This is a genomic window from Pseudokineococcus sp. 5B2Z-1 (assembly GCF_037482305.1).
Lineage (GTDB): Bacteria > Actinomycetota > Actinomycetes > Actinomycetales > Quadrisphaeraceae > Pseudokineococcus.
In genome coordinates this window covers 127,070-148,151 of sequence record NZ_JBBHZG010000005.1, presented here as the reverse complement: position 1 = coordinate 148,151, position 21,082 = coordinate 127,070, and the positions used below count along the sequence as shown (strand labels likewise).

Sequence of the window (21,082 nt, the reverse complement as noted above, 5' to 3'; positions counted from 1 at the left end):
ACGCCGGACCTGGTCGACGGAGGTGACCGCGCACGGTCACGTCCGTCGAGCAGATGCCGGAGCCGACGGCGGGGACGCGACCGTCCTCGCCCGCCTCCTCAGCGCGGGGGCCGCTTGGCGGGCTTGCCGCGCCAGGCGAGGCTGCGCGCGTCGAGCTCGGCGACGAGGTCGGCGCCCTCGGCGTCCATCCGCTCGGCCAGCTCGACGGCGCGGGCCAGCTCCTCGGGCGCCAGGCGCGCGTAGGCCGCACCGCGGCCGGCCGGCAGCACGGTGCGCCAGGCTCCGCCGAGGGTGTTGTCGAGCACCACCCGGCCCACGCAGTGGTCGACCTGCACGGCCCACCCCTCCGCGCACCCCCGCCGCGGCAGGACGTCGAGGACGAGCTCCCGGTAGCGCGCGAGCAGGCGCTCGCGCTCGTCGCCCGCCGTCACCCGCCCCGTGTCCCGCCCCGTGTCCCGCCCCGTGTCCCGCCCCGTGTCCCCGTCCTCGCCCGGACCCGCGCTCGCGCCCACGGCACGACCGTGCCCCGGCGCCCAGCCCCGCCGCCACCCGGGCCTGCCGCCGCCCCGCCACCCGGACCCGTCGCCGCGCCGCCACCGGGCCGGGAGCGCGGGTCTGCGCCAGCCTGGCGGGCGTGACCGCCCTCCTCGTCGCCTTCGCGGCCGTCCTCCTCGTGGCCGTGCTGCTCTCCAACCTGGCACGGCGCACCGTGCTGTCCACGGCCGTCCTCTTCCTCGCGGCGGGCTTCCTGCTCGGCAGCGGCGTGACCGACGTCCTGCCCCTGGCCCCGGAGGACGAGGTGGTCGGGACCCTCGCCGAGCTGGCGCTCTTCGCCGTCCTCTTCTCCGACGGGATGCGCGCCGGCTGGTCGGACCTGCGGTCCGCCTGGCGCCTGCCGGGCCGGGCGCTCGTCCTCGGGCTGCCGCTCACCCTCGGCGTGACGGCGGTGCTGGCCCACCTGCTCACCGACCTGTCGTGGGTCGAGTCGCTCCTGCTCGGCGCCGTCCTGGCCCCGACGGACCCCGTCTTCGCGGCCGCGCTCGTCGGGAACGAGAAGGTCCCGCAGCGACTGCGGCACCTGCTCAACGTCGAGTCGGGCCTCAACGACGGCCTCGCGCTGCCCTTCGTCCTCGTCCTGCTGTCCGTGGCCTCGGGCGCGGAGGACCTCGACCTCGGCACGCTGGCCGGAGAGCTCGCCGTCGGCCTGGCCATCGGCGTCGTCGTCCCGCTCGTGGCCCTCAAGCTCGAGGCGACGCGCTTCTTCGCGGCCTCGCGCGACTACCAGCCGCTGACGGCCGTGGCGATCGGCCTGCTGGTCCTCGGGCTGGGGCAGGCCACCCACGGCAACCTCTTCCTCGCCGCCTTCGCCGCCGGCGTGACGACGGCGACCGTCTCTCCGCGCCACCACGAGGCCTTCGAGGAGTTCGGCGAGCTCGTCTCCGAGCTGCTCAAGCTGGCGGCGCTGCTCGTCTTCGGGGCGCTCATCTCCCCGCAGTTCCTCGGCGAGATCCCCGTGCTCGGCTGGGTGCTCGCCGTGGCGGTCATCGTCGTCGCCCGCCCCGTGGCCCTCTTCCCCTCCTTCCTCGGCACCGGCCTGCCGGTGCGCGAGCAGGTCGCGGCCGCCTGGTTCGGGCCCAAGGGCTTCGCGTCCGTCGTCTACGGGCTCCTCGTGCTCGGCTCGGGCATCCCGGCGAGCCAGGAGCTCTTCCACCTCGTCGCGCTGACGATCGTGCTGTCCGTCCTCGCCCACTCCTCGACCGACGTCCTCGTCGCGCGCTGGTTCGAGGGCGGCAGCAGTGGCAGGGGCAGCAGTGGCAGGGGCAGCAGTGACGGGGGGAGCGGTGACGGGGGGAGCGGCGAGGGGGAGAGCGGCGGCAGCGGGGGCGGGGGCGCCCGGGGCCAGGTCAGCGCCGGACCGGCAGCGCGTTGATCGGGTGCGGCAGCGCGCCCCAGAGGTGCTGCAGGGCGTAGCCGCGCACGGGGGACCAGGCGGCCGACCGCCGCTCGAGCCCCCGGGCGCCGTCGGTGAGACCGAGCGAGCGCGCGGCCGCGACGGCGCCGAGGTCGCCCGGCAGGAAGGCGTCGTCGTCGCCGAGGCCGCGCAGGGCGACGGTCGAGGCCGTCCAGGGGCCCACGCCGGGCAGCGCCCGCAGGGCGGCGAGGTGCTCCTCGCGCACCTCCGCGGCGGGTCGGCCGGGCGGCAGCGCGAGCAGACCGTCGGCCAGGGCGGCGACGAGGCCGAGGAGGGTCCGCTGCCGCGTGCGGGGCAGGGCCAGCTCGGCGGCCGTCACCGCGGTGAGCTGCGCCGGCGTCGGGAAGAGGTGCGTGACGCCGGCCACCGGCACCGGGAGCGGCGTGCCGTGGGCGGCGACGAGCCGACCGGTGTGGGTGCGCGCCGCCGCGGTGCTCACCTGCTGGCCGAGGACGGCCCGCACGGCCGTCTCCGCCGCTCCGGCCGAGCGGGGCACCCGCCTCCCGGGGCCCGCGGCGACGAGCGGGGCCAGCACCGCGTCGCGCGCGAGGACGGGGTCGACGGCGGCCGGGTCGACGTCGAGGTCGAGCCACCAGCGGACGGCGGCGGCCGCCGCGGGCAGGTCGTCCGGGGAGCCGCTCAGGAGCTCGACGACGACGGCGTCCTCGTCCGGCCCCGGCGGGGCGACGCGGACGACGCCCGGTCCGCCGGGCAGCGCGAGGCTGCGGACGAGCGCGCCGCCGGTCCACGCCTCGACCCCCGGGACCGCCGTCGCCGCGAGGTGGCCGAAGAGCTGCGGCGCGTGCAGCGGCGGCGTGAAGGCGACCCTCGCCGCGGCGAGGGGCTGCGCCGCGGTCGCCTCGCTCACGCGGCCGGCCGGGACGGGAGCGCCCGCAGGGCCGCGAGGACGTCGTCCACCCCGGTGCGCGCGAGCACCGGGTCGACGGCGTCGGCGTGCGGGTCGCCGCGGTAGCCCGCGTCCGGCGCCCGCCAGAGGACGGCGTGCCGGTCGCGGTCCACCGCCGGCCCCCACGCGGCCGGCGACGTCGGCCCGAACAGGAGCACCGAGGGCGTGCGCAGGGCGGTCGCCAGGTGCGCCACACCCGTGTCCCCGCAGACGAGGGCGCGGGCCCGCGCCACCAGGTCGGAGAGCTGCTCGAGGTCGCAGCGGCCCGCCAGGTCGACGAGGTGCCCCGCGTCGTCGTCGGGCCCTCCGGTGCGGGCGGCTCCGGCGCTCGCCGCCCGCGTCCTGCGGGCGACCTCGCCCGTGAGCTCCGCCTCGGCGCCCGCGCCCGTGAGCGCGACCCGGTGGCCGTCCGCCAGCAGCTGGGCGGCCAGCGCCGCCCACCGGTCGGCGGGCCACCGGCGCGCCCCGGACGCGGCGCCCGGGTGCAGGACGACCACCCCCGCGAGGCGGGGCAGCTCGCCGTCGCCGGCGGGACCGGAGCCGGCGGGGGGCAGCACGAGGTCGTCCGCCGAGCACGGGCCGCCGGCGGCGACGACGAGGCGCACCCACCGGTCGACCTCCGCGGCGTCGCCGTCCCACTCCGGGCCCTCGTCGAGACCGGCTGCAGGGCAGCGGTGCCCGACGAGCCGGGCGCCCGCGGAGCCGCGCTCGTCGAGCACGGCGCGCAGGGCGCGGGCGCTCTGCGGCCCCCGGCCGTGGAGGTTGGCGGCGAGGTCGACGCAGCGCCCCGGGGGCAGGACGTCGGGGGAGGCGCGCAGGGCGCCGGCGACCGCGGCCTCGTCGAGGGCGCGCACGCCCTCCACGGGCAGCACCCGGTCGACGACGCCCCGGCGCCGCAGCAGCTCACCGGGCCCCGGCGGGCCCGCGAGCACGAGCAGGTGGTCGGGACGCGCCCGCCGCAGCCCGCGCAGGGCGGGGACGCCCGTGAGGGCGTCCCCGAGACCCAGAGCACGCAGCGCCAGGACGACCCGCGGCCCGGCCACCCCCGACGGCGGCGCCGTCGGGGCGGCGGGCGAGGGGCCCGGCGTCAGGGCCAGGACGGCTCCGTCGAGACGGTGACGACCATCTCGCGCACCTCGGTGCCGACGGGCTGGCGCAGCGCGTGGACCACGGAGTGGGCGACGACGCGCGGGTCCATGAGGTCGGCGTCCGGGCCGGGCTTGTACTGCTCGGTGCGGCCGTCGAAGAACTTCGTGCGCATCCCGGCGGGCACGAGCATCGTCACGCCGACCTCGCCGGCCAGCTCGAGCTGGAGGGCGCGGGTGAGGCCGACGACGCCGAACTTGCTGGCGCAGTAGGCGGTCGCGTCGCTCGCCGCGCGCAGCCCGAGAGAGCTCGACACGGTGACGACGACGCCGCGGGAGGCCTTGAGGTGCGGCAGGCACGCGCGCACCGCGGCCGCCGTGCCGACGAGGTTGACGCCGACGACCTGCGCCCAGCGCTCGGCGGGCACGTCCTCGAGGCGGCCGACGGCGTCGGTGCCCGCGGCGGTGACGACGGCCGTCGGCGGGCCCACCTGCTCGACGAGCTCGGCGACGGCGCGCTCGACCGAGGCCGCGTCGGAGACGTCGGCGACGGCGTGCGGGGCGCCCGAGGCGGGCGCGTCCCGGTCGATGACGGCGGCGGTGCCGCCGAGGGCGGTGACGACCTCGACGACGGCCGCGCCGAGGCCGGACGAGCCGCCCGTGACGTACACGACCCCCAGCTCGCGCTGACCGGCCATGCCGCCCTCGGGGCCCACGGCGGGACCGGTGGCCGGGGCGATGGTGCGGCCGGTGCCGGTGGTCGGGCCCGCCGGCGTCGTCGGGTCGGTCGGGGTGGAGCTCTCGGTCACGGGTTCTCCTGCTCTGCGACGACCGCCGCGGGGGCCCCGCGGCGGAGGATCTCGGTGGTCGAGCGCCCGTCGAGGTAGGGGAGCAGGACGACCCGCCCGCCCCAGCCCCGCACGAGCGGCGCCTCGGGCATGTCGGCGCCCGCGGCGCCGTAGTCCCCGCCCTTGGCCCACACGTCCGGCTGCAGGACGCGCAGGGCCTCGCGGGGGTCGTCCTCGTCGAAGACGGCGACGGCGTCGACCGCCTCCAGCGCCTCGAGGACGCGCACGCGGTCGGCCTGGCTCTGGACCGGGCGGCCCTCTCCCTTGAGCCGGCGCACGGACGCGTCGGAGTTCACGAGGACGACGAGGGCGTCACCGAGCCGGCGCGCCGCCTCGAGGCAGCCCACGTGCCCGGCGTGGAGCACGTCGAAGCACCCGCCCGTGGCGACGACGACACCGCCCGCGGCGCGCACTCCCGCCACGTGGGCGCGCGCGTCCGCCGCGGACGCCGTGCCGGCGGGGACCCCGTCGGCCGCCGGGCCCTCCACCGGCGCCACCGCCCCGCGCCGGCCGGAGAGCGCCGCGGCGCTCGTCGGGGCCGCGGCGCGGTGGGCCCGCCACCCGGAGGCGCCGCCGCCCGCCACCCACGCGGAGGCGTCGGCGACGGCGTCGACGACGGCCTCGGGCAGGACGGCGCCGTCGGCGAGGGCGAGGGCGGCCGTGGCGGCGAAGCGGTCGCCCGCGCCGCACGGGTCGCCGCCGGCGACGACCGGCGCCGGCACGTAGACGGGCTCGCTGCCCGGGAGGCCGAGGAAGGCCCCGCGCTCGCCGGCGGTGACGACGACGCCCCGGGCGGCCCACCGCCGCGCCAGCGCGCCGGCCGCGTCGTCGGCGCGCGGGGCGCCGCCCAGGACGCGCGCCGCCTCGGAGAGGTTGGGCGTCACGAGCGCGCAGCCGTGGACGGGCTCCCCGCCGCGGGGGTGCGGGTCCCAGACGACCGGGACCGCCGCGGCGGCCGCGCCGAGCACCGCGCGCACGCCGGGGTCGTGCGTCGTGCCGGCGCCGTAGTCCGACACGAGGACGACGTCCGCGCGCGCGAGGACGGCGCGCAGCTCGTCGAGGTCGGGCGCCGAGGGCGTGCCCGGGCCGCCGGAGTCGACGCGCACGAGCGACTGCCCCGCGGCGCGCACGCGCGTCTTCGTCCGCGTGGCGCCGGTGTGGGGGAGCGCGACGAGCTCCAGGGAGCCGTCGGCGGCGGCCAGCGCCGCCCGCAGCCGCTCGCCGTCCTCGTCGTCGCCGACGGGGGCGACGAGGACGACGTCGACGCCCGCGTCCTCCGCGCCGCGCGGCGCTCCGCCCGGGCCGCTGGTCGAGCGTGGTCCGGTCGTGCCGGGGCGCCCGTCGCCGCGGCCCGCGGCCACGAGCAGCGCGGTGAGGCCGGCGCCGCCGGGGCTCTCCGTCGTCGCGCGCAGGTCGACGACCGGCACCGGCGCGTCCGGGGCCACCCGCTCGACGACGCCGTCGAGGTCGCGGTCGAGGACGACGTCGCCGACGACGACGACCCGCCGGCGGCGTCGACGGGGCCGCTCGACGTCGTCCTCGGCGCCCTGGTCGACCGGCTCCTGGTCGACCGGCTCGCCCATGTCTGCGCCGACGGTCCCGCGCGAGAGGTCGTCCCGGCCCGGGGCGGCCCCGAGGTCCGCAGGGGCCTCGGACCCCGCGGGGTCCTCGGCGGCGTGGACGGCCGCGGGGACCGCGCCCGGGAGGGCCACCGGCCGCTGGGCGCCGGCGTCGGCCGCCGCGAGCGCCGCGTCGACGCCGGCGCACAGGGCGTGCACGAGCACGAGGTGCCCCTCCTGCACGCCCGAGGTCGAGGGGGCGTCGACGGCGACGACCTCGTCGGCCAGCTCGGCCAGCGGGTTCGGGGCGGGGCCGGTGAGCGCCCACACCCGCAGGCCGCCGGCCCGCGCCCGCGCCGCCGCCTCCAGGACGTTGGGGCTGCGCCCGGACGTCGACAGCAGGACGACGACGTCGCCGGGGCGGCCGTGGGCCTGCACCTGGCGGGCGAAGACCTCGCGCTCGCCGTAGTCGTTGCCGATGGCCGTCGTGCTCGAGGAGTCGGCGTGCAGCGCGATGGCCGACAGCGGTCGGCGCTCGCCCACGAAGCGCCCGACGAGCTCGGCCGTCAGGTGCTGGGCCTCCGCCGCGCTGCCGCCGTTGCCGGCCGCGAGCAGACGGCCGCCGCCGGCGAGGACGCCCGCGAGCTCGGCGCCCCACCGGTGCACGCGGTCGGCGCTGGCGCGCAGCCGCCCCAGCGCGGCGACGAGCTCGTCGACGTGCTCGGACAGCCAGGGTCCGCCCTCCACGTGCTCGTGGGGCCCGGCGGGCGCGCCGGCCTCGCGGCCCGGCTCGGGCCCCGGTCCGCTCGTCTCGCGGCGGGTCGGCTCGTCGCTCACAGGGCCTCCAGGCGGGTGCGGGCGAGCACGCCCTCGTAGGCGTCCTCGGTGCGGGCGGCCACCTCCCGCCAGCTGAAGCCGGCGACGGCGCGCTCGCGCGCCGCCCGGCCCCACGCCTCGCGGCGGGGGGCGTCCTCGAGCAGGGGCCCGAGGGCCGCGGCCAGCGCCACGGCGTCGCGCGGGGGCACGAGGGCGCCCGTCACGCCGTCGGCCACGGTGTCGAGCAGCCCCCCGACGGCGCTGCCGACGACGGGGCGGCCGCAGGCCATCGCCTCGAGCGGCACGATGCCGAAGGGCTCGTACCAGGGGGTGGCGACGACGACGTCCGCCCCGCGCAGCAGCGCGGGCAGGTCGGAGTGGTCCACCCGCCCCAGCAGGTGCGTGCGGTCCGCGACGCCGAGCTCCTCGGCCAGGCCCCGCAGCCGCTGGGCCTCCGCGTCGATGGCGAGGTGGTCGGCGGGCGGGCCGCCGAGGACGAGCAGCTCGGTCCGCGCCAGCGCCGAGGTCGGTCCGAGGGCCAGCGCCCGCACGACCTCCTCGACGCCCTTGCGCTCCACGAGGCGGCCCACGACGACGACGCGGTGCTGCTGCTGCCGCTCCGGCCCGCCGACGGGCCCCTCGGGGGTGAAGAGGTCGACGTCGACGCCGCAGGGGACGACGCGCACGCGGTCGTGCGGCGCCCCCAGGTCGGCCAGCTCGGAGACCTCGTCGCGGCAGGTGGCGAGGACGGCGTCCGCCTCGGCCGCGAGCTCGGTCTCGACGGCCACGCGCGAGGGCGGGCTCGTGTCCTCCCCGCCCTGGTGGCGCCGCTTCACCGAGCCGAGCGCGTGGAAGGTCTGCACCCACGGCAGCCCGACCGAGCGGGCGGCCTCCCGCGTCGCCACCCCGCTCATCCAGAAGTGCGCGTGCAGGAGGTCGGCGGGCCGCTCGAGCAGGTGCTCGGCGAGGCGCCGGCCGAAGGCGTCCATGTGCGGCAGCAGCGCGTCCTTCGGCACCTCGGCCGGGGGACCGGCGTCGACGTGGACCACGGTGACGCCGTCGACGAGCTCGACCTGCGGGGGCAGGTCGACGGCGTCGCGCCGCGTGTAGACGTCGACCGCGTGCCCGCGCGCCGCCAGCGCCGCGGCCAGGTGGGCGACGTGGACGTTCTGACCGCCGGCGTCGACGCCGCCCAGCGCGGCGAGCGGGCTGGCGTGCTCGGAGACCATCGCGACCCTCATGCGAGGACCTCCCGGCGGGCGGCCGCGGGCAGGCCGCCGGCGACGACGGCGTCGAGGACCTCGTCCCAGTCGGCGAGGAAGCGGGCGAGCCCGAAGCGGGCGAGGGCGTGCTCGCGCGCGGCCGCACCGGCCTCCCGCGCCCGGGCCGGGTCGTCGAGCCACGCGCGGGCCGCCCGGGCGAGGACCCGCGGGTCGGCGCTGACGACGCCGCCGGCCGCGGGCACGGCGTCGGCGGCGGCCGTGCTGGCGACGGCGAGCGCGGGCATGCCGATCGTCATGGCCTCCACCAGCGCCATGCCGAGGCTCGTCCACCGGTAGGGGTGCAGGTAGGCGCGGTGGGCGCCCAGCTCGGCGTGCATCCGGTGCTGGGGCAGGTCGTCGTGCAGCGCGCCGGAGGCGCTGCCGAGGGCGGGGACGCCGCGGGCGTCCGCGAGCTCGCCCAGCGCGACCATCCCCATGCCGTAGACCTCGACGGGCAGGGAGCGCGCGAGGTCGAGGACGACGTCGGTGCCCGCCACGCGCTCGCGCCGCACCGGCTCGTTGACGACGACGCCGAGGGAGGCGCGCTCGCCGGTGGCGAGGGGGCCGGGGTCGACGACGCCGTGCTCGACGACCGTCGTCGGCGCCGCGCCGTTGTCCCACATGAGCGCGTTGTAGGCGGTGACGTGGACGACGAGGTCGCGCCCGTCGGCGGCCCGCTGGCGGCTGCGCGCGGCGTGGTCGGTCGGGGCGTCGTGCTCGAGGTGGACGACGGGCACGTCGACGCCCGGCACGAGCCCGGTCCAGCGGCGCAGCAGCTCGCCCTCGTGGGCGCGCTGGAGGACGACGACGTCCGGCGGGGAGGCGGCCAGCTCCTCGGGCGTGACCTCCAGGGCCGACGCGGGCCAGTCCCACGTGCGGGCGCGGCCGCGGCCGTCGGGGCCGCGCCCGGGCAGCACCGGCAGCAGGTACGTGTGCCGCCCCTGGACGAACGACGTCGTCCACGAGCCGTGCACGTGCCACAGCAGGACCCTCACGGGCGTGCTCCTCCTCGCGTCCCGGCGGCGCTCGGCCCCGCGACCCGCTCGACCGATCCTGCGGCGCCACCGGGCTGGACGCCGACGACCGACCGTACGGCCTCCACGACGCTGCGGCCGTCCAGCTGCAGGCACGGGTGCCCCGGGACCGGGCACTCGCGGGCCCGCGAGAGGGCGCACGGCGCCCCCTGGTCGCCCAGCAGGACCGTGGGCACCCCCCACGGCGCCCAGCGCTCGGCGGGGACGACGGGGGAGAAGAGGGAGACGACCGGCGTGCCCACGGCCGCCGCGAGGTGCGCCGGGCCGGTGTTGCCGACGACGACGGCGTCGGCGCGCCGCAGCAGGGCGGCCAGGCCGGCGAGGTCCGTGGCGCCGGCGAGGTCGACCAGCCGGCCGCCCGCCCCTGTGCTCCCCGCCCGGCCACCCACCCCAGGGCTCGCCGCCCGGGACGCGCGCTCGCGCACGTCCGCGACGAGCGCGGCCTCGGCGGGGGAGCCGGTGAGCGCGACGGCCCACCCGTCGTCGACGAGCGCGGCCGCGGCGTCCGCGGCCACGGCGGGAGAGGGCGCCCGGGCGGGCACGGACGCCCCCGGGTGCAGCACGACGAGGCCGCGCGCCCCGGCGGGCGTCGCGGGCAGGGCGCGCTCGGCGGCGTCGACGAGGTCGGTGCGCACGGCGAGGCGGGGGCGGCTCGGCACGGCGCGGCCCGTGGCCGCCACGAGGTCGAGGGCGGCGAGGACCTCGTGACCGCCGCCGCTCCCGTCGGCGCCGCCCGGGCGGCGGTGGCGGACGTCGAGCAGGGAGCCCGGGTAGTCCTCGCTCGTGCCGACGACCCGCGGCGCCCCGGCCAGCCGGGCCAGGAGCGCCATGGGCAGCGGGCTCTGGTGGAAGGAGGTGAAGACGACGACCTCCTCGTGCGCCCGCCCGGCCATCCAGGCGACGAGCGCCTGCAGCGCCGCGGGGTCGGCGGCGGCGGGCGCGTACCCGCTCCACGGCACCTGCTCGACCCGGACCTCGGCGACGCGCGGCAGCAGGTGCGCCGCCGCCCGGCCCTGCGGGGAGACGAGCAGGTCGACCTCGCGGGGGGCGCCGTCGGCCCCCGTGCCCAGCGCGAGGACGGCGGGGCCCGTGAGCAGGACGTCGCCGTCGCTGTCGAGGCGGACGGCGAGCACGCGCCGGGCGCGACCCCGCCCGCTCCCGGAGCCGGCGGCCCCGACGCCGGCGCCGGGCGCGTCGACGGCGGCCCCGCTCACGGGAGCGCCCCCGGCACGAGCAGCCGCACGGCGCCCGCGAGGTCGTCGGCGACGAGGGGGGCGTCCTCGACCTCGCGGCGCAGCGTGCGCGCCGTCGGCACGAGGACGCCGCGCGCCCCGGCCGCCCGTGCGGCCTCGACGTCCGCGCCGATGTCGCCGACGACGGCGCACGCGTCGACCGGCACGCCCAGGGCCGCGGCGGCCCGCTCGACGAGGCCCGGGCCGGGCTTGCGGCAGCGGCAGCCGTCCTCGGGGCCGTGGGGGCACCACTGCCAGGTGCCCAACGGGCCGACGAGCTCGTCGGCGCGGGCGTTGACCGCCTCGACCTGGGCGGGGGAGAGGAGCCCGCGCGCGACACCGGACTGGTTGCTGACGACGCCGGTGGCGACGCCCGCGTCCCGCAGGGCCGCGACGACCTCGCGCGCGCCGGCGACCGGCTCCACGCGGGCCGGGTCGCTGTTGTAGGGCACGTCGTGCACGAGGGTGTCGTCGCGGTCGAAGAGGACGGCCCGCACCGGTGGCGGCCACGCGGGCAGCCCCCGGCGCGCCGCGCGCTCGCCGAGCACGCGGTGGCGCACGGCGGCGGGCGGGATGGCCGCGCTCGTCAGCAGCATGGCGCGGACCTCCGCGCCGGTGCGCGGGCCCGGCGCGATGCGGCGCCGGGCGAAGTCGGCGGTGAGCGCCGTCCAGGCCAGCGTCCCGACGGCGGCCGCGCGCGGGCGGCCGGCCAGCAGCCCGCCGACGCCGAGCAGCGCCGCGGCGCACGTGGCCGCGTGCCAGCGCAGGCGCCCCCGCGGGACGTCGGCGACCTCGCGCCACCGCGGCCCGTGGAGGGCGCGCATGGTGGCGTCGTCCCGGTTGCCGGCCTGCACGCGCAGGCTCACGAGCGCGTCGGCGGGGCGCACCGGGTGCGTCGTCGTGCGCCGCCCGCGCTCCAGGCACCACCCGGCGCGGCGCACGCGCAGGGCCAGGTCGGCGTCCTCGCGGTAGGCGCGGGGGAAGCGCTCGTCGAAGCCGGCGACGTCCTCCAGGGCCCGGCGCCGGTAGGCCATGTCGGCCGTGGCCCACGCCGCCGTCTCGAGGCCCTTCGTGCCCCGCTCCCAGTCGGTGGGGCGGCGCCCCGCGGGCAGGGGCACGTCGAGGCGCCCCTGGGAGCCGCCGAGGTCCGCGTCCGCCGCGGCGAGGTCGGCGGCCAGACCGCGCGACCAGCCGGCCGGCAGGAGGACGTCGTCGTCGAGGAAGGCCACCCAGGGCGAGGACGTGACCTGCCACCCGAGGTTGCGCGCCCCGGCGGGGCCCCGGCCGCGGCTGCGGACGACCCGCAGGCGCCACGGCGGCGCCCCCGGGTCCTCCCCGAGGGCGCGCACGAGGTCGGCCTCGAGCCCGGGGTCGGGCTCGCGGCGGTCGTCGACGACGACGACCTCGGCGGGCGGCGGGCCGTCCTGGCCCGCCAGGCTGCGCAGCAGCGCGAGCAGGCTGGGGCGGCCGATGCTGGGGACGACGACGTCGTGGGCGACGCCGGCTCCCGCGGCGCCCTCGCTCGCCGCTGCCGCGCGCGGGGCGTCGGCCGGGGGGACGGCCGCCGTCACGCCGCGGCGAAGGCGTCGGCGCGGCGCACGAGGTGGGGGCCGAGCACGAGCACGTCGACGGGCGCGGACCCGAAGAGCTCGAGCGCGTCGCGGGGGTCGTCGACCATGGGCCGGCCCGCGGTGTTGAGGCTCGTGTTGACGACGACGGGCAGGCCGGTGCGCTCGGCGAAGGCCTCGAGCAGCGCCGCGACGTGCGGGGTGCGCTCGGCGTCGACCGTCTGGATGCGCGCCGTGCCGTCGACGTGCGTGACCGCGGGGATCCGCTCGCGCCACTCGGGGCGGACGGTGTGCACGAAGAGCATGTAGGGGCTCGGGAAGGGGCCGTCGGCGAAGATCTCCTCGGCGCGCTCGGCCAGCACCATGGGCGCGACGGGGCGGAACTGCTCGCGGCCCTTGACGTCGTTGAGGCGCTCGAGGTTCTCCGCACGGCCGGGGTGGGCCATGAGCGAGCGCCGGCCGAGGGCCCGAGGGCCGAACTCGGCGCGCCCGTCGAACCAGGCGACGACGCCGTCGCCCGCCAGGACGTCGGCCACCTCGCCGGCGAGGTCGTCCGGCGTCGTGAAGGGCACGCGCGCCGTGCGCAGCCACGCCGCCAGCTCGTCGTCGGACCAGGAGCGGCCGAGGTCGGCGCCCGGCATCGGCCGCGGCCGCACGCCCGCGTCGGCGCTGACCTGCAGGGCCGCGCCGAGCGCCGTGCCCGAGTCGCCGGAGGCCGGCTGCACCCAGACCTCCTCGAAGGGGGACTCGCGCCACACGCGGCTGTTGGCCACGCAGTTGAGGGCGATGCCGCCGGCCATCGTCAGCAGCCGGTCGCCCGTCTGCCCGTGCAGCCAGGTGGCGAGGTCGACGAGCAGCTCCTCGACGAGGAGCTGGACGGACGCGGCGAGGTCGGCGTGCGCCCCGCCCCACGTGCCGTCGTCGACCCGGCGCGGGGCGAAGCGCGTCCAGTCGGGCTCGCGGGCGACGTAGCGGCCGTCGCCCGTGGCGTGCAGGTGCTCGCGCAGCGCATCGGCGAAGCGCGGCTCGCCGTAGGACGCCAGCGCCATGACCTTGAACTCGTCGCTGCTGCGCAGGAAGCCCAGGTGCTCGGTGAGCGACTCGTAGACGAGGCCCACCGAGTCGGGCAGGTCCGTGGTGGTGAGGACGTCGAGCTTCCCGTCGACGTAGCGGCCCGCGAGGTGCGAGGCGCGCTCGCCGCGGCCGTCGAGGACGAGGACGCTCGAGTCCTCGGCCACGGCCAGGCCCGCCGACGCCGCGTGGGCCACGTGGTGGCGGACCGGGACGACCTTGTCGCGGTCCAGGCCGGGCAGGGCGGTGGTGAGGAAGCCGGCGACCTTCTCGGCGTAGGTCGTCCGCAGGTGGTCCCACGGGTCCTGCAGGCCCATCTCCTCGGCCGGGCGGCACCAGGACGCGTCGTAGGAGTAGGCCACGGCGTCGAGGTCGCCCGGCTCGAGGCCGGCCTCGGACAGGCACCAGCGCATGGCGAGCTCGGGGAGCTCCCACGCGGAGAAGGGGACGGGCCGCTTGCCGTGCTTGCGGCGGCTGAAGCGCTCCTCCTCGGCGGCGGCGACGACCTCGCCGTCGACGACGAGAGCGGCAGCGGGGTCGTGGAAGACGGCGTTGACGCCGAGGACGCGCATGGGGCACTTCCTACTACGGCGGACCGACAGCGGCGTGCGCCGGGTGCGGAGGCGCGTCACCGTCCCGGCACGAGGCGGGACGGCGGCACCGGCGGCGGGCGGGCGGCGGCGCCGTCGGCGGCGGGCGGTAGACATGCCCCGTGACCTCCACCTCCGCCCCCGAGCCCTCGACCCCGCACCTCGTGCCGGGCCGCGACGTCCCCGCCGGCGAGCCCGCCCGAGGCGTGGGCGCCGCCGGGGGCGCCGCCCCGCACCGGCTCGCCGAGCACCTCGTCGGCGGCCGCGCCGTCCCGGCCGAGGGCGACCGGCTGCTCGAGGTCGTCGACCCGGCGACGGGGGAGCGGGTCGGCGAGGTCGTCCCCGCCACGGAGGAGGAGGTGGCCCGCGCCGTGGCCGCGGCGGACGCCGCGCGCACCGCCTGGCGCCGCACCCCGCCCGGGGAGCGCGCGGCCGCCCTCCGGGCCGCGGCCGCGGCCGTGCGCGCCGACGCCGACGAGCTCGGCGCCCTGCTCACGGCCACCACGGGCCGGCTGCTCGGCCAGGCGCGCGCGTCCGCCGAGGTGGCCGCCGAGCTGCTCGAGGAGGCCGCCGTCACGGGCGTCCTCGACACGGGCCGCTCGCTCGGGGGCGCCGTCGACGCCGTCGACGTCGTCCGTCGGGAGCCGCGCGGCGTCGTCGCCGTCCTCACGCCGTGGAACGACCCGTACCCGGCGGCGGCGGGGCTGCTCGCGGCGGCCCTCGTCACGGGCAACACGGTGGTGCACAAGCCCTCCGAGCGCTCGGCCCGCGCCGGTCACGAGCTCGCGCGCCGGATCGCCGGGGCCCTGCCGGACGGCGTCCTCGACGTGCTGGCGGGCGACGGCGCGACGGGGGCCGCCCTGGCCGCCGACCCGCGCGTGCACGTCGTCGCCCACGTCGGCAGCACCGCGACCGGCCGGCGCATCGCCGCGGCCGTCGGGGCGCGCGGGGGCCGGGCCCTGCTCGAGAACGGGGGCAAGGACCCGCTCGTCGTCGACGCCGGCGTCGACCCGGCGTGGGCGGCCCGGCAGGTCGCCGTCGGCGCCTTCACCAACACCGGCCAGCTGTGCACGGCCGTCGAGCGGGTGTACGTCCACGAGGACGTGGCCGACGCGGTGCTCGCCGAGCTCGTGGCCCTCGCCGACGGGCTGCGCCCGGGCGACCCGGCGGACCCCGCGACCGGCCTCGGGCCGCTCGTCGACGAGCGCCAGCTCGCCCTCGTCGACGAGCACGTCCGCGAGGCCGTCGACGCGGGCGCGCGCGTGCTCGCCGGGGGCTCGCGGCTCGACCGGCCGGGCTCCTTCTACCCGGCGACGGTGCTCGACGGCTGCACCGACGGCATGCGGCTCATGACGGAGGAGACCTTCGGGCCCGTCGCCGCGGTCACCCGGGTCTCCTCCTTCGCCGAGGGCCTCGCGCTCGCGGCGGCGGGCGACTACGGGCTCGCCGCGACCGTCCTCACCCCGAGCACCGCGCACGCCCTGGAGGCGGCCGAGGCGCTCGAGGTCGGCACCGTCAAGGTCAACGCCGTCTTCGGGGGCGCGCCGGGCGGCTCCGCTGACCCGCGCCGGGGCAGCGGGCAGGGCCGGGGCTTCGGCCCCGACCTGCTGGGCGAGCTCACCGCGCTCAAGGCCGTCCACCTGGAGGCGGCGCCCACCGCCTGACGGGTCGGCGCGGCCGGCCCGGACGACGCCGGCGCAGCGGGTCGGGCCGGCCCGACCCGGCCACGGGGGTCGACCGGGAGCGCCTATGCCCGCGACCGAGCGGGCGCCCGGAGCAGGTGCCCGGAGCAGGTGCCCGGGGCCGGTGCGCGGAGCGGCTGCCGGGCGCGTGGTCGCCGGGAGGGCCGAACGGGTGAGGCCCGCGCTCGGCGCGTCGGTCCGCTCCTCAGATCGGCGGACCGGCGGAGGGCCGACGGCTACTCTCGGGGGACCTGGCGCACCCGCGCCGAGATCGAGGACCGGCGGCCCCGCGCCGCGGTCGGCCCCGAGGGAGGGGAAGCGCGTGCCCGCTCGTCGCCCCCTCCGCAACCCCGCCGAGGTCGTCACCGTGGGCGCCGGGGTCGTGCTGCTCGTCGCCGCCGGCCACAGCGCCCTGGCCTCGGCCTCGGGCGAGACCGTGCGCGTCCGCGCCGCCTCCGCCGACGGCGCCGTGCCCCGGCCGACCCCGACGCCCGAGGCCGCCGGCACCGCCGGCCTCGCGGGCGACGAGGGCGTCGTCGAGGCCGCCGGAGAGCCCGGTGCGGCCGCCGGTCGCGCGCCGCGGTCGCTGCTCGACGCCCGCCCGTACCCGCAGGAGGCGGAGGGGTGGCTCGCGCCCGTCCCGCCCGAGGTCCTCGGCCTGCCCGCCCCCGCGCCGGCGTCCCCGACGACCTCCCCGACCGCTGCGCCCGAGGCGCCGGCGGAGGCTCCCGAGCCCGCCGCTCCGGCGGACCCCGCCCCCGCGCCGGCGGTGCCGGCACCGGCCGACCCGCCCGTCGAGGGGCCGGGCGTCGAGGGGCCGGGCGTCGAGGGGCCGGGCGTCGAGGGACCCTCGCAGCCGCCGCCGGTCGAGGTGGACCCCGACGAGCCGCCGGTCACCGACGGGCCGGTGGACCCGCCCGTGACCGACCAGCCCACCACGGACGGCCCCGGGACCGGCCCGGGCACGACGCCGGACCCCCGGCCGACCCCCGGCACCGACGAGCCGCTGACGCCCCGGCCGGGCGGTACCGACGCCCCGGACACCGGGCAGCCCGACAACGGGCAGCCGGACGCCGGGCAGCCGGACGCCGGTCAGCCGGACAACGGTCAGCCGGACAACGGTCAGCCCGACAAGGGTCAGCCCGACAAGGGTCAGCCCGACAAGGGTCAGCCAGACGCCGGGCAGCCAGACGCCGGGCAGCCAGACGCCGGGCAGCCCGACGCCGGGCAGCCCGACGCCGCCCCGCCCGTGGAGCGCGGCCCGGACGCGTCGGCCCCCGACGCCGCAGCACCGGGCACGCAGGCGCCCGACGTCCAGCAGCCGGTCGTCGACCAGCCCGTCGAGCCGGAGCCCGCGCCCGCCCCGGTCGTGCCGGTCGTCGACGCTCCCGCCGAGCCGGAGCAGCCTGAGCCGTCCGTCGAGCCGGAGCCCGAGCCGTCCGTCGAGCCGGAGCCCGAGCCGTCCGTCGAGCCGGAGCCCGAGCCGTCCGCCGAGCCGGAGCAGCCGGAGCCCGAGATGCCCGAGCCGTCCGTCGAGCCCGGTGCTGCCGTCGTGCCCGAGCCGGAGCCGGTGCTGACCGTCGAGCCGGCCGTCGAGGTCGCCCCGGCGGAGCCCGCCCAGCCGTCCGAGCCCGTGGTGGCGCTCGCGTCGCTCCTCCTGCTGCCGCCGTGGCTGCGCCGCCGTCGCGAGGTCGTCCTCGCGGTGGAGGCCGACGACCGCCCCTAGCCGGGCCGGCCGTCGGGACACCCGAGCGGCACGACGCCCCCGCGGGCCCCACCGAGCCGGAGCGGCGGGGCTCGACGCCGCCGCACCCATGGGCGTGGGCGCCCGGGGTGCCGTCGGTCAGCCGGGCGAGCCGGCGGCGTCCGCGGTGCCGGGGTCGAGGTCGGCCTCGGCCGCCAGGGCGGCGGCGCCGACGATGCCCGCGGTGTTGAGGAGCTGCGCGGGCACGACCGGGACCCGCAGGTCCAGGTGCGGCAGGAACTTCTCGCTCTTCTTGCTCACCCCGCCGCCGATGACGAGCAGGTCCGGCTGCAGCAGCGCCTCGAGCGCCGAGAAGTACCGCTGGAGGCGCTTGGCCCAGTCCTTCCACGAGAGGTCCTCGCGGTCGCGGGCGGCGTCGGAGGCCCGCGTCTCGGCGTCGTGGCCGTCGACCTCCAGGTGCCCGAGCTCGGTGTTGGGCACGAGGACGCCGTCGTGCAGCAGCGCGGTGCCGATGCCGGTGCCGAGGGTCGCCACGATGACGACGCCGCGCACGTCCTTCGCCGCGCCGTAGCGCGCCTCGGCGACGCCGGCCGCGTCGGCGTCGTTGACGACGTGGACCGGGCGGCCGGTGCGCTCGCCCAGCAGCCCGGCGGCGTCGGTGCCGATCCACGCCGTGTCGACGTTGGCCGCGGTCATGGTCACGCCGTCCTTGACGACGGCCGGGAAGGTCACGCCGAGCGGGCCGTCGGGCCAGCGGCCGGCGAGGGCCGCGACGACGTCCGCGACGGCGTCCGGGGTCGACGGCCGGGGCGTGGGCTCGCGCACGCGGTCCGCGGCGAAGGCCCCCGACCCGAGGTCGACCGGGGCGCCCTTGATGCCCGACCCGCCGATGTCGATGCCCACCGCCCGCCCGCGGGAGGTCGCCGGTGCCGGCTCCGCGGCGCTCACGGCAGCGTCAGGACCTCGGGACCGGACCCGGTCACGAGGATCGTGTGCTCGAACTGCGCGCTGCGGCGCCGGTCGGCGGTGACGACGGTCCAGCCGTCGTCCCACATCTCGTGCCGAGCGGTGCCCAGGCACAGCATCGGCTCCACGGTGAAGGTCATGCCCACCTCGATGACGTCGTCGTGCAGGGGGGCCGCGTCGTAGTGCGGGACGACGAGGCCGGAGTGGAAGGACGTGCCGATGCCGTGGCCGGTGTACTCGCGCACGACGCCGTACCCGAAGCGCCGGGCGTACCGCTCGACCACCCGGCCCACGACGTTGAGCTCCCGACCGGGCAGCGCGGCGCGGATGCCGCGGTCGGTGGCCTCGCGCGTGCGCTCGACGAGGAGCCGCGACTCCTCGTCGACGTCGCCGACGCAGAAGGTGGCGTTGGTGTCGCCGTGGACCCCGACGCCGTCGAGCACCACGAACGCCGTCACGTCGACGTTGCAGATGTCGCCGTCGGCGAGGACGGTCGAGTCGGGGATCCCGTGGCACACGACCTCGTTGACGCTGGTGCACAGCGACTTCGGGAAGCCGCGGTAGCCGAGCGTCGACGGGTAGGCCCCGTGGTCGAGGAGGAACTCGTGGCCGACGCGGTCCAGCTCGTCGGTGGTCGCCCCCGGGACGGCGTGCCGACCGACCTCGGCGAGGGCCTGCGCGGCCAGGCGGCAGGCCACCCGCATGCGCTCGACCGTCTCGGCGTCCTTGACCTCGGGCGCGCCGTCGGGCCGGGGCGCCGGCCGGTCGACGTACTCGGGCCGCGGCACGCCCGTGGGGACGGGGCGGCGCGGGGACACCCGACCGGGTCGCAGCGCCCCGGCGGGGGCGGTGGCAGCGGGCGGGGCCATGGCGGCATCCAAGCACCGGGGCGCCGGGCGGCGCACGCGGCGACCCGACCTGCGGCCGGCTCCGCGGCGGGCACGGCTCCGCCGCGCGCCGGTCTCGCCCGTGCCCGTCGCCGCGGGCACGATGGGCGCCATGGCGGACGACGAGCGGACGGCGTGGTTCTACAACGTCACCACGGGGGAGGTGGAGCACGGGCCGCAGAGCCTGGGGCGCACCCTCATGGGTCCCTACGACTCCCGCGAGGAGGCCTCGCGGGCGCTGGCGACGGCGCGCGAGCGCACCGAGGCCTGGGACGCCGAGGAGCGCGAGCAGGACCTGTGACCGCGCGGGCGCCCCACCGGGCGGCACCGAGCCGGGCTGCACCGTGCTGGGCTGGACCGTGCTGGCTGCACCCGAACGGGTGACGGGAGGCCGTGCCCCGTCGGCGGCTCCGGGGCGCCCGCCGAGGATGACGAGGTGAGCGACCCCCGCCCGGCCGACGAGGCCCCGCCCGACGCCGCGCCGACGTCTCCGCCGCGGCCTCGTGGCCCGTCGCGCGCCGCGTGGGCGCTGGGCGGCGGCGGTCTGGCGCTCGGCCTCGTCCTCGGCGGCTGCGCCGGGCTCGGCACCGGCGCCCTCGGCGGCGTCCTCCTCGCCGGCGGTGCCGGAGGAGGGGGCGGGTCCCTCGGCGACGTCCTCGAGCGCGCCACGGGAGGGTCGGGCGAGCGGTCCGTCGCCGAGGCGCTGCCCGACGAGCTGCCCCGCCTGCGCGCGTTCGTCGCCGACGAGCGCGGTCTGGAGTGGGAGCGCGAGGTGCCCGTGCGGGCCCTGGACGCCGACGCCTTCGCGGCGGCGCTCGACGGCGAGGGACCGGGTGACGCCCCCTCGAGCGGCGACGCGCGCCCCGACGAGGGCCTCGAGGACGCCTGGCCCGCCGGTCTCGACGACCCGGGCGACGGACGGGCGGAGACCTACGCCGCCCTGGGGCTCACGCCGTCGGCCGCGACCTACGAGGAGGCCTGGTCCGCCGGGGACGCCGACGTCCTCGGCTTCTACGACCCCGAGGTCGACGAGGTGGTCCTGCGCGGCACCCGGTGGTCGCCCCTCGTCGAGGAGACGCTCGTCCACGAGCTCGTGCACGCCCTCGACGCGCAGCACGTGGACCTCGACGCGGCCCTGGACGCGGACCTGGCGCCCGAGGCCGTGAGCGCGCACGCCGCCGTCGTCGAGGGCGACGCCGAGCGCGTCGCCTGGGCCTGGTACGACGGGCTCGACGACGACCAGCTCGACGCCTACGACGAGGCGTGGGACGAGGACCCGGTGGAGAGGGGCGCGGACGAGGGGGGCGCCGACGACCGCACCTACGACGCCCTCGCCGACGCGCTCGCCCTCTTCCCCTACGACTACGGCTACGTCGCCGTCGACGCCGTCGCCGACGCCCAGGGCCCGGGCGCCGTCACGACGCTGCTGCGCGAGCCGCTCTCGACCACCGAGCAGGTGCTCGCCGCCCGCGGCGTCCCGGGCGCGTCGCCCGGCCTGGCCCCCGGCGTCGACGTCCCCGCCCCTGCGGCGCCCGAGGGCGCGGAGGTGCTGGGGACGGGCACCCTCGGCCTCTTCCCCCTGTCGCTCCTGCCGCTCGTGGCCGACGCCGAGGACGAGGGCTACTACCTCGAGGACGACGTCGTCACGACGGCGTGGGCGGGGGACACGTGGACGACGTGGGTCGACCCGGCCGACGACGCGCGCGCCTGCACGGCCGTCCTCGTCCGCCTCGACGACGCGCGGGGCCGGGACGACCTCGCCGAGGACCTCGCGGTCTGGCTGGACGACGCGCAGGACGTGGGCGCCGCCCTCGCCCCCGTCGGGGAGACCGACCTGGAGCTCTGGGGCTGCGGCGACCGGTAGGCCGGCCGCCGGGCGCCCGTGCGTCGCCGCACGC

17 protein-coding genes are annotated in these 21,082 nt (G+C 79.5%); 5 read left to right on the top strand and 12 right to left on the bottom strand.

What is annotated here, in order from left to right; all coding sequences use genetic code 11:
• Positions 1 to 98 precede the first annotated feature (98 nt).
• Entirely contained in the window at positions 99 to 512 is a 414-nt protein-coding gene (locus WDV85_RS13660) for a hypothetical protein (RefSeq protein WP_339571150.1), read from the bottom strand.
• A 122-nt stretch (positions 513 to 634) separates the two neighbouring features.
• Between WDV85_RS13660 and WDV85_RS13655 the strand changes: the two genes are divergently transcribed.
• Positions 635 to 1,930 (top strand): cation:proton antiporter, encoded by a 1,296-nt coding sequence (locus tag WDV85_RS13655; protein ID WP_339571149.1) that lies wholly within the window; start codon positions 635 to 637, stop codon positions 1,928 to 1,930.
• On the opposite strand, the gene WDV85_RS13650 is transcribed toward WDV85_RS13655, so the two are convergent.
• From WDV85_RS13650 to WDV85_RS13610, 9 genes are all read right to left on the bottom strand, one after another.
• Positions 1,905 to 2,840 carry a DNA-3-methyladenine glycosylase family protein gene (locus WDV85_RS13650; RefSeq protein WP_339571148.1) on the bottom strand — a complete coding sequence of 312 codons (936 nt, stop codon included), beginning with the start codon at positions 2,838 to 2,840 and terminating at the stop codon, positions 1,905 to 1,907. The genes WDV85_RS13655 and WDV85_RS13650 overlap by 26 nt on opposite strands.
• Positions 2,837 to 3,922, bottom strand: a complete 1,086-nt coding sequence (locus tag WDV85_RS13645; protein WP_339571147.1) for a glycosyltransferase family 9 protein — start codon at positions 3,920 to 3,922, stop codon at positions 2,837 to 2,839. Before WDV85_RS13645 ends, WDV85_RS13650 begins: the two co-directional genes overlap by 4 nt.
• Positions 3,923 to 3,966: 44 nt before the next feature.
• Positions 3,967 to 4,662: an SDR family oxidoreductase gene (locus tag WDV85_RS13640; RefSeq protein ID WP_171203650.1), complete on the bottom strand. Its 696-nt coding sequence runs from the start codon at positions 4,660 to 4,662 to the stop codon at positions 3,967 to 3,969.
• 107 nt (positions 4,663 to 4,769) lie between these two features.
• Complete coding sequence (locus WDV85_RS13635) at positions 4,770 to 7,208, bottom strand: PfkB family carbohydrate kinase (protein WP_339571145.1); 2,439 nt, start codon at positions 7,206 to 7,208, stop codon at positions 4,770 to 4,772.
• Positions 7,205 to 8,428, bottom strand: a complete 1,224-nt coding sequence (locus tag WDV85_RS13630) for a glycosyltransferase (protein ID WP_339571144.1) — start codon at positions 8,426 to 8,428, stop codon at positions 7,205 to 7,207. Before WDV85_RS13630 ends, WDV85_RS13635 begins: the two co-directional genes overlap by 4 nt.
• The gene (locus WDV85_RS13625) at positions 8,425 to 9,444 is read right to left on the bottom strand and encodes a glycosyltransferase (protein ID WP_339571143.1); all 1,020 of its coding nucleotides are present in this window, start codon (positions 9,442 to 9,444) and stop codon (positions 8,425 to 8,427) included. The genes WDV85_RS13630 and WDV85_RS13625 overlap by 4 nt, the downstream gene beginning before the upstream one ends.
• A complete protein-coding gene (locus WDV85_RS13620) occupies positions 9,441 to 10,697 on the bottom strand; it encodes a glycosyltransferase family 9 protein (RefSeq protein WP_339571142.1) in 1,257 nt (418 codons plus the stop codon). Before WDV85_RS13620 ends, WDV85_RS13625 begins: the two co-directional genes overlap by 4 nt.
• Positions 10,694 to 12,286 (bottom strand): HAD-IIIA family hydrolase, encoded by a 1,593-nt coding sequence (locus tag WDV85_RS13615; RefSeq protein ID WP_339571141.1) that lies wholly within the window; start codon positions 12,284 to 12,286, stop codon positions 10,694 to 10,696. Before WDV85_RS13615 ends, WDV85_RS13620 begins: the two co-directional genes overlap by 4 nt.
• Complete coding sequence (locus WDV85_RS13610; RefSeq protein ID WP_339571140.1) at positions 12,283 to 13,926, bottom strand: carbamoyltransferase family protein; 1,644 nt, start codon at positions 13,924 to 13,926, stop codon at positions 12,283 to 12,285. Before WDV85_RS13610 ends, WDV85_RS13615 begins: the two co-directional genes overlap by 4 nt.
• A gap of 224 nt (positions 13,927 to 14,150) precedes the next feature.
• Here WDV85_RS13610 and WDV85_RS13605 point away from each other — a divergent pair, with 224 nt between their 5' ends.
• Both WDV85_RS13605 and WDV85_RS13600 read left to right on the top strand, forming a co-directional pair.
• The gene (locus WDV85_RS13605; protein WP_445263335.1) at positions 14,151 to 15,608 is read left to right on the top strand and encodes an aldehyde dehydrogenase family protein; all 1,458 of its coding nucleotides are present in this window, start codon (positions 14,151 to 14,153) and stop codon (positions 15,606 to 15,608) included.
• 340 nt (positions 15,609 to 15,948) lie between these two features.
• Positions 15,949 to 17,352, top strand: coding sequence for a hypothetical protein (locus WDV85_RS13600; protein WP_339571138.1), 1,404 nt, complete (start codon positions 15,949 to 15,951; stop codon positions 17,350 to 17,352).
• Between the two features lie 117 nt (positions 17,353 to 17,469).
• On the opposite strand, the gene ppgK is transcribed toward WDV85_RS13600, so the two are convergent.
• Both ppgK and map read right to left on the bottom strand, forming a co-directional pair.
• Positions 17,470 to 18,279, bottom strand: coding sequence for a polyphosphate--glucose phosphotransferase (gene ppgK, locus WDV85_RS13595; protein ID WP_339571137.1), 810 nt, complete (start codon positions 18,277 to 18,279; stop codon positions 17,470 to 17,472).
• Positions 18,276 to 19,166: a type I methionyl aminopeptidase gene (gene map / locus WDV85_RS13590; RefSeq protein ID WP_339571136.1), complete on the bottom strand. Its 891-nt coding sequence runs from the start codon at positions 19,164 to 19,166 to the stop codon at positions 18,276 to 18,278. The genes ppgK and map overlap by 4 nt, the downstream gene beginning before the upstream one ends.
• 130 nt (positions 19,167 to 19,296) lie before the next feature.
• Between map and WDV85_RS13585 the strand changes: the two genes are divergently transcribed.
• A complete protein-coding gene (locus WDV85_RS13585) occupies positions 19,297 to 19,485 on the top strand; it encodes a hypothetical protein (RefSeq protein ID WP_298803120.1) in 189 nt (62 codons plus the stop codon).
• 135 nt (positions 19,486 to 19,620) lie between these two features.
• Positions 19,621 to 21,048 (top strand): hypothetical protein, encoded by a 1,428-nt coding sequence (locus tag WDV85_RS13580; protein ID WP_339571135.1) that lies wholly within the window; start codon positions 19,621 to 19,623, stop codon positions 21,046 to 21,048.
• The last annotated feature ends 34 nt before the right edge of the window (positions 21,049 to 21,082 follow it).

What these genes read in the sequence shown, in the direction of transcription:
- WDV85_RS13610 (WP_339571140.1), bottom strand. Translation starts at nt 13,926, where the DNA reads ATGCGCGTCCTCGGCGTCAACGCCGTCTTCCACGACCCCGCTGCCGCT.
- WDV85_RS13585 (WP_298803120.1), top strand. Translation starts at nt 19,297, where the DNA reads ATGGCGGACGACGAGCGGACGGCGTGGTTCTACAACGTCACCACGGGG.
- map (WP_339571136.1), bottom strand. Translation starts at nt 19,166, where the DNA reads ATGGCCCCGCCCGCTGCCACCGCCCCCGCCGGGGCGCTGCGACCCGGT.
- WDV85_RS13640 (WP_171203650.1), bottom strand. Translation starts at nt 4,662, where the DNA reads ATGGCCGGTCAGCGCGAGCTGGGGGTCGTGTACGTCACGGGCGGCTCG.
- WDV85_RS13630 (WP_339571144.1), bottom strand. Translation starts at nt 8,428, where the DNA reads ATGAGGGTCGCGATGGTCTCCGAGCACGCCAGCCCGCTCGCCGCGCTG.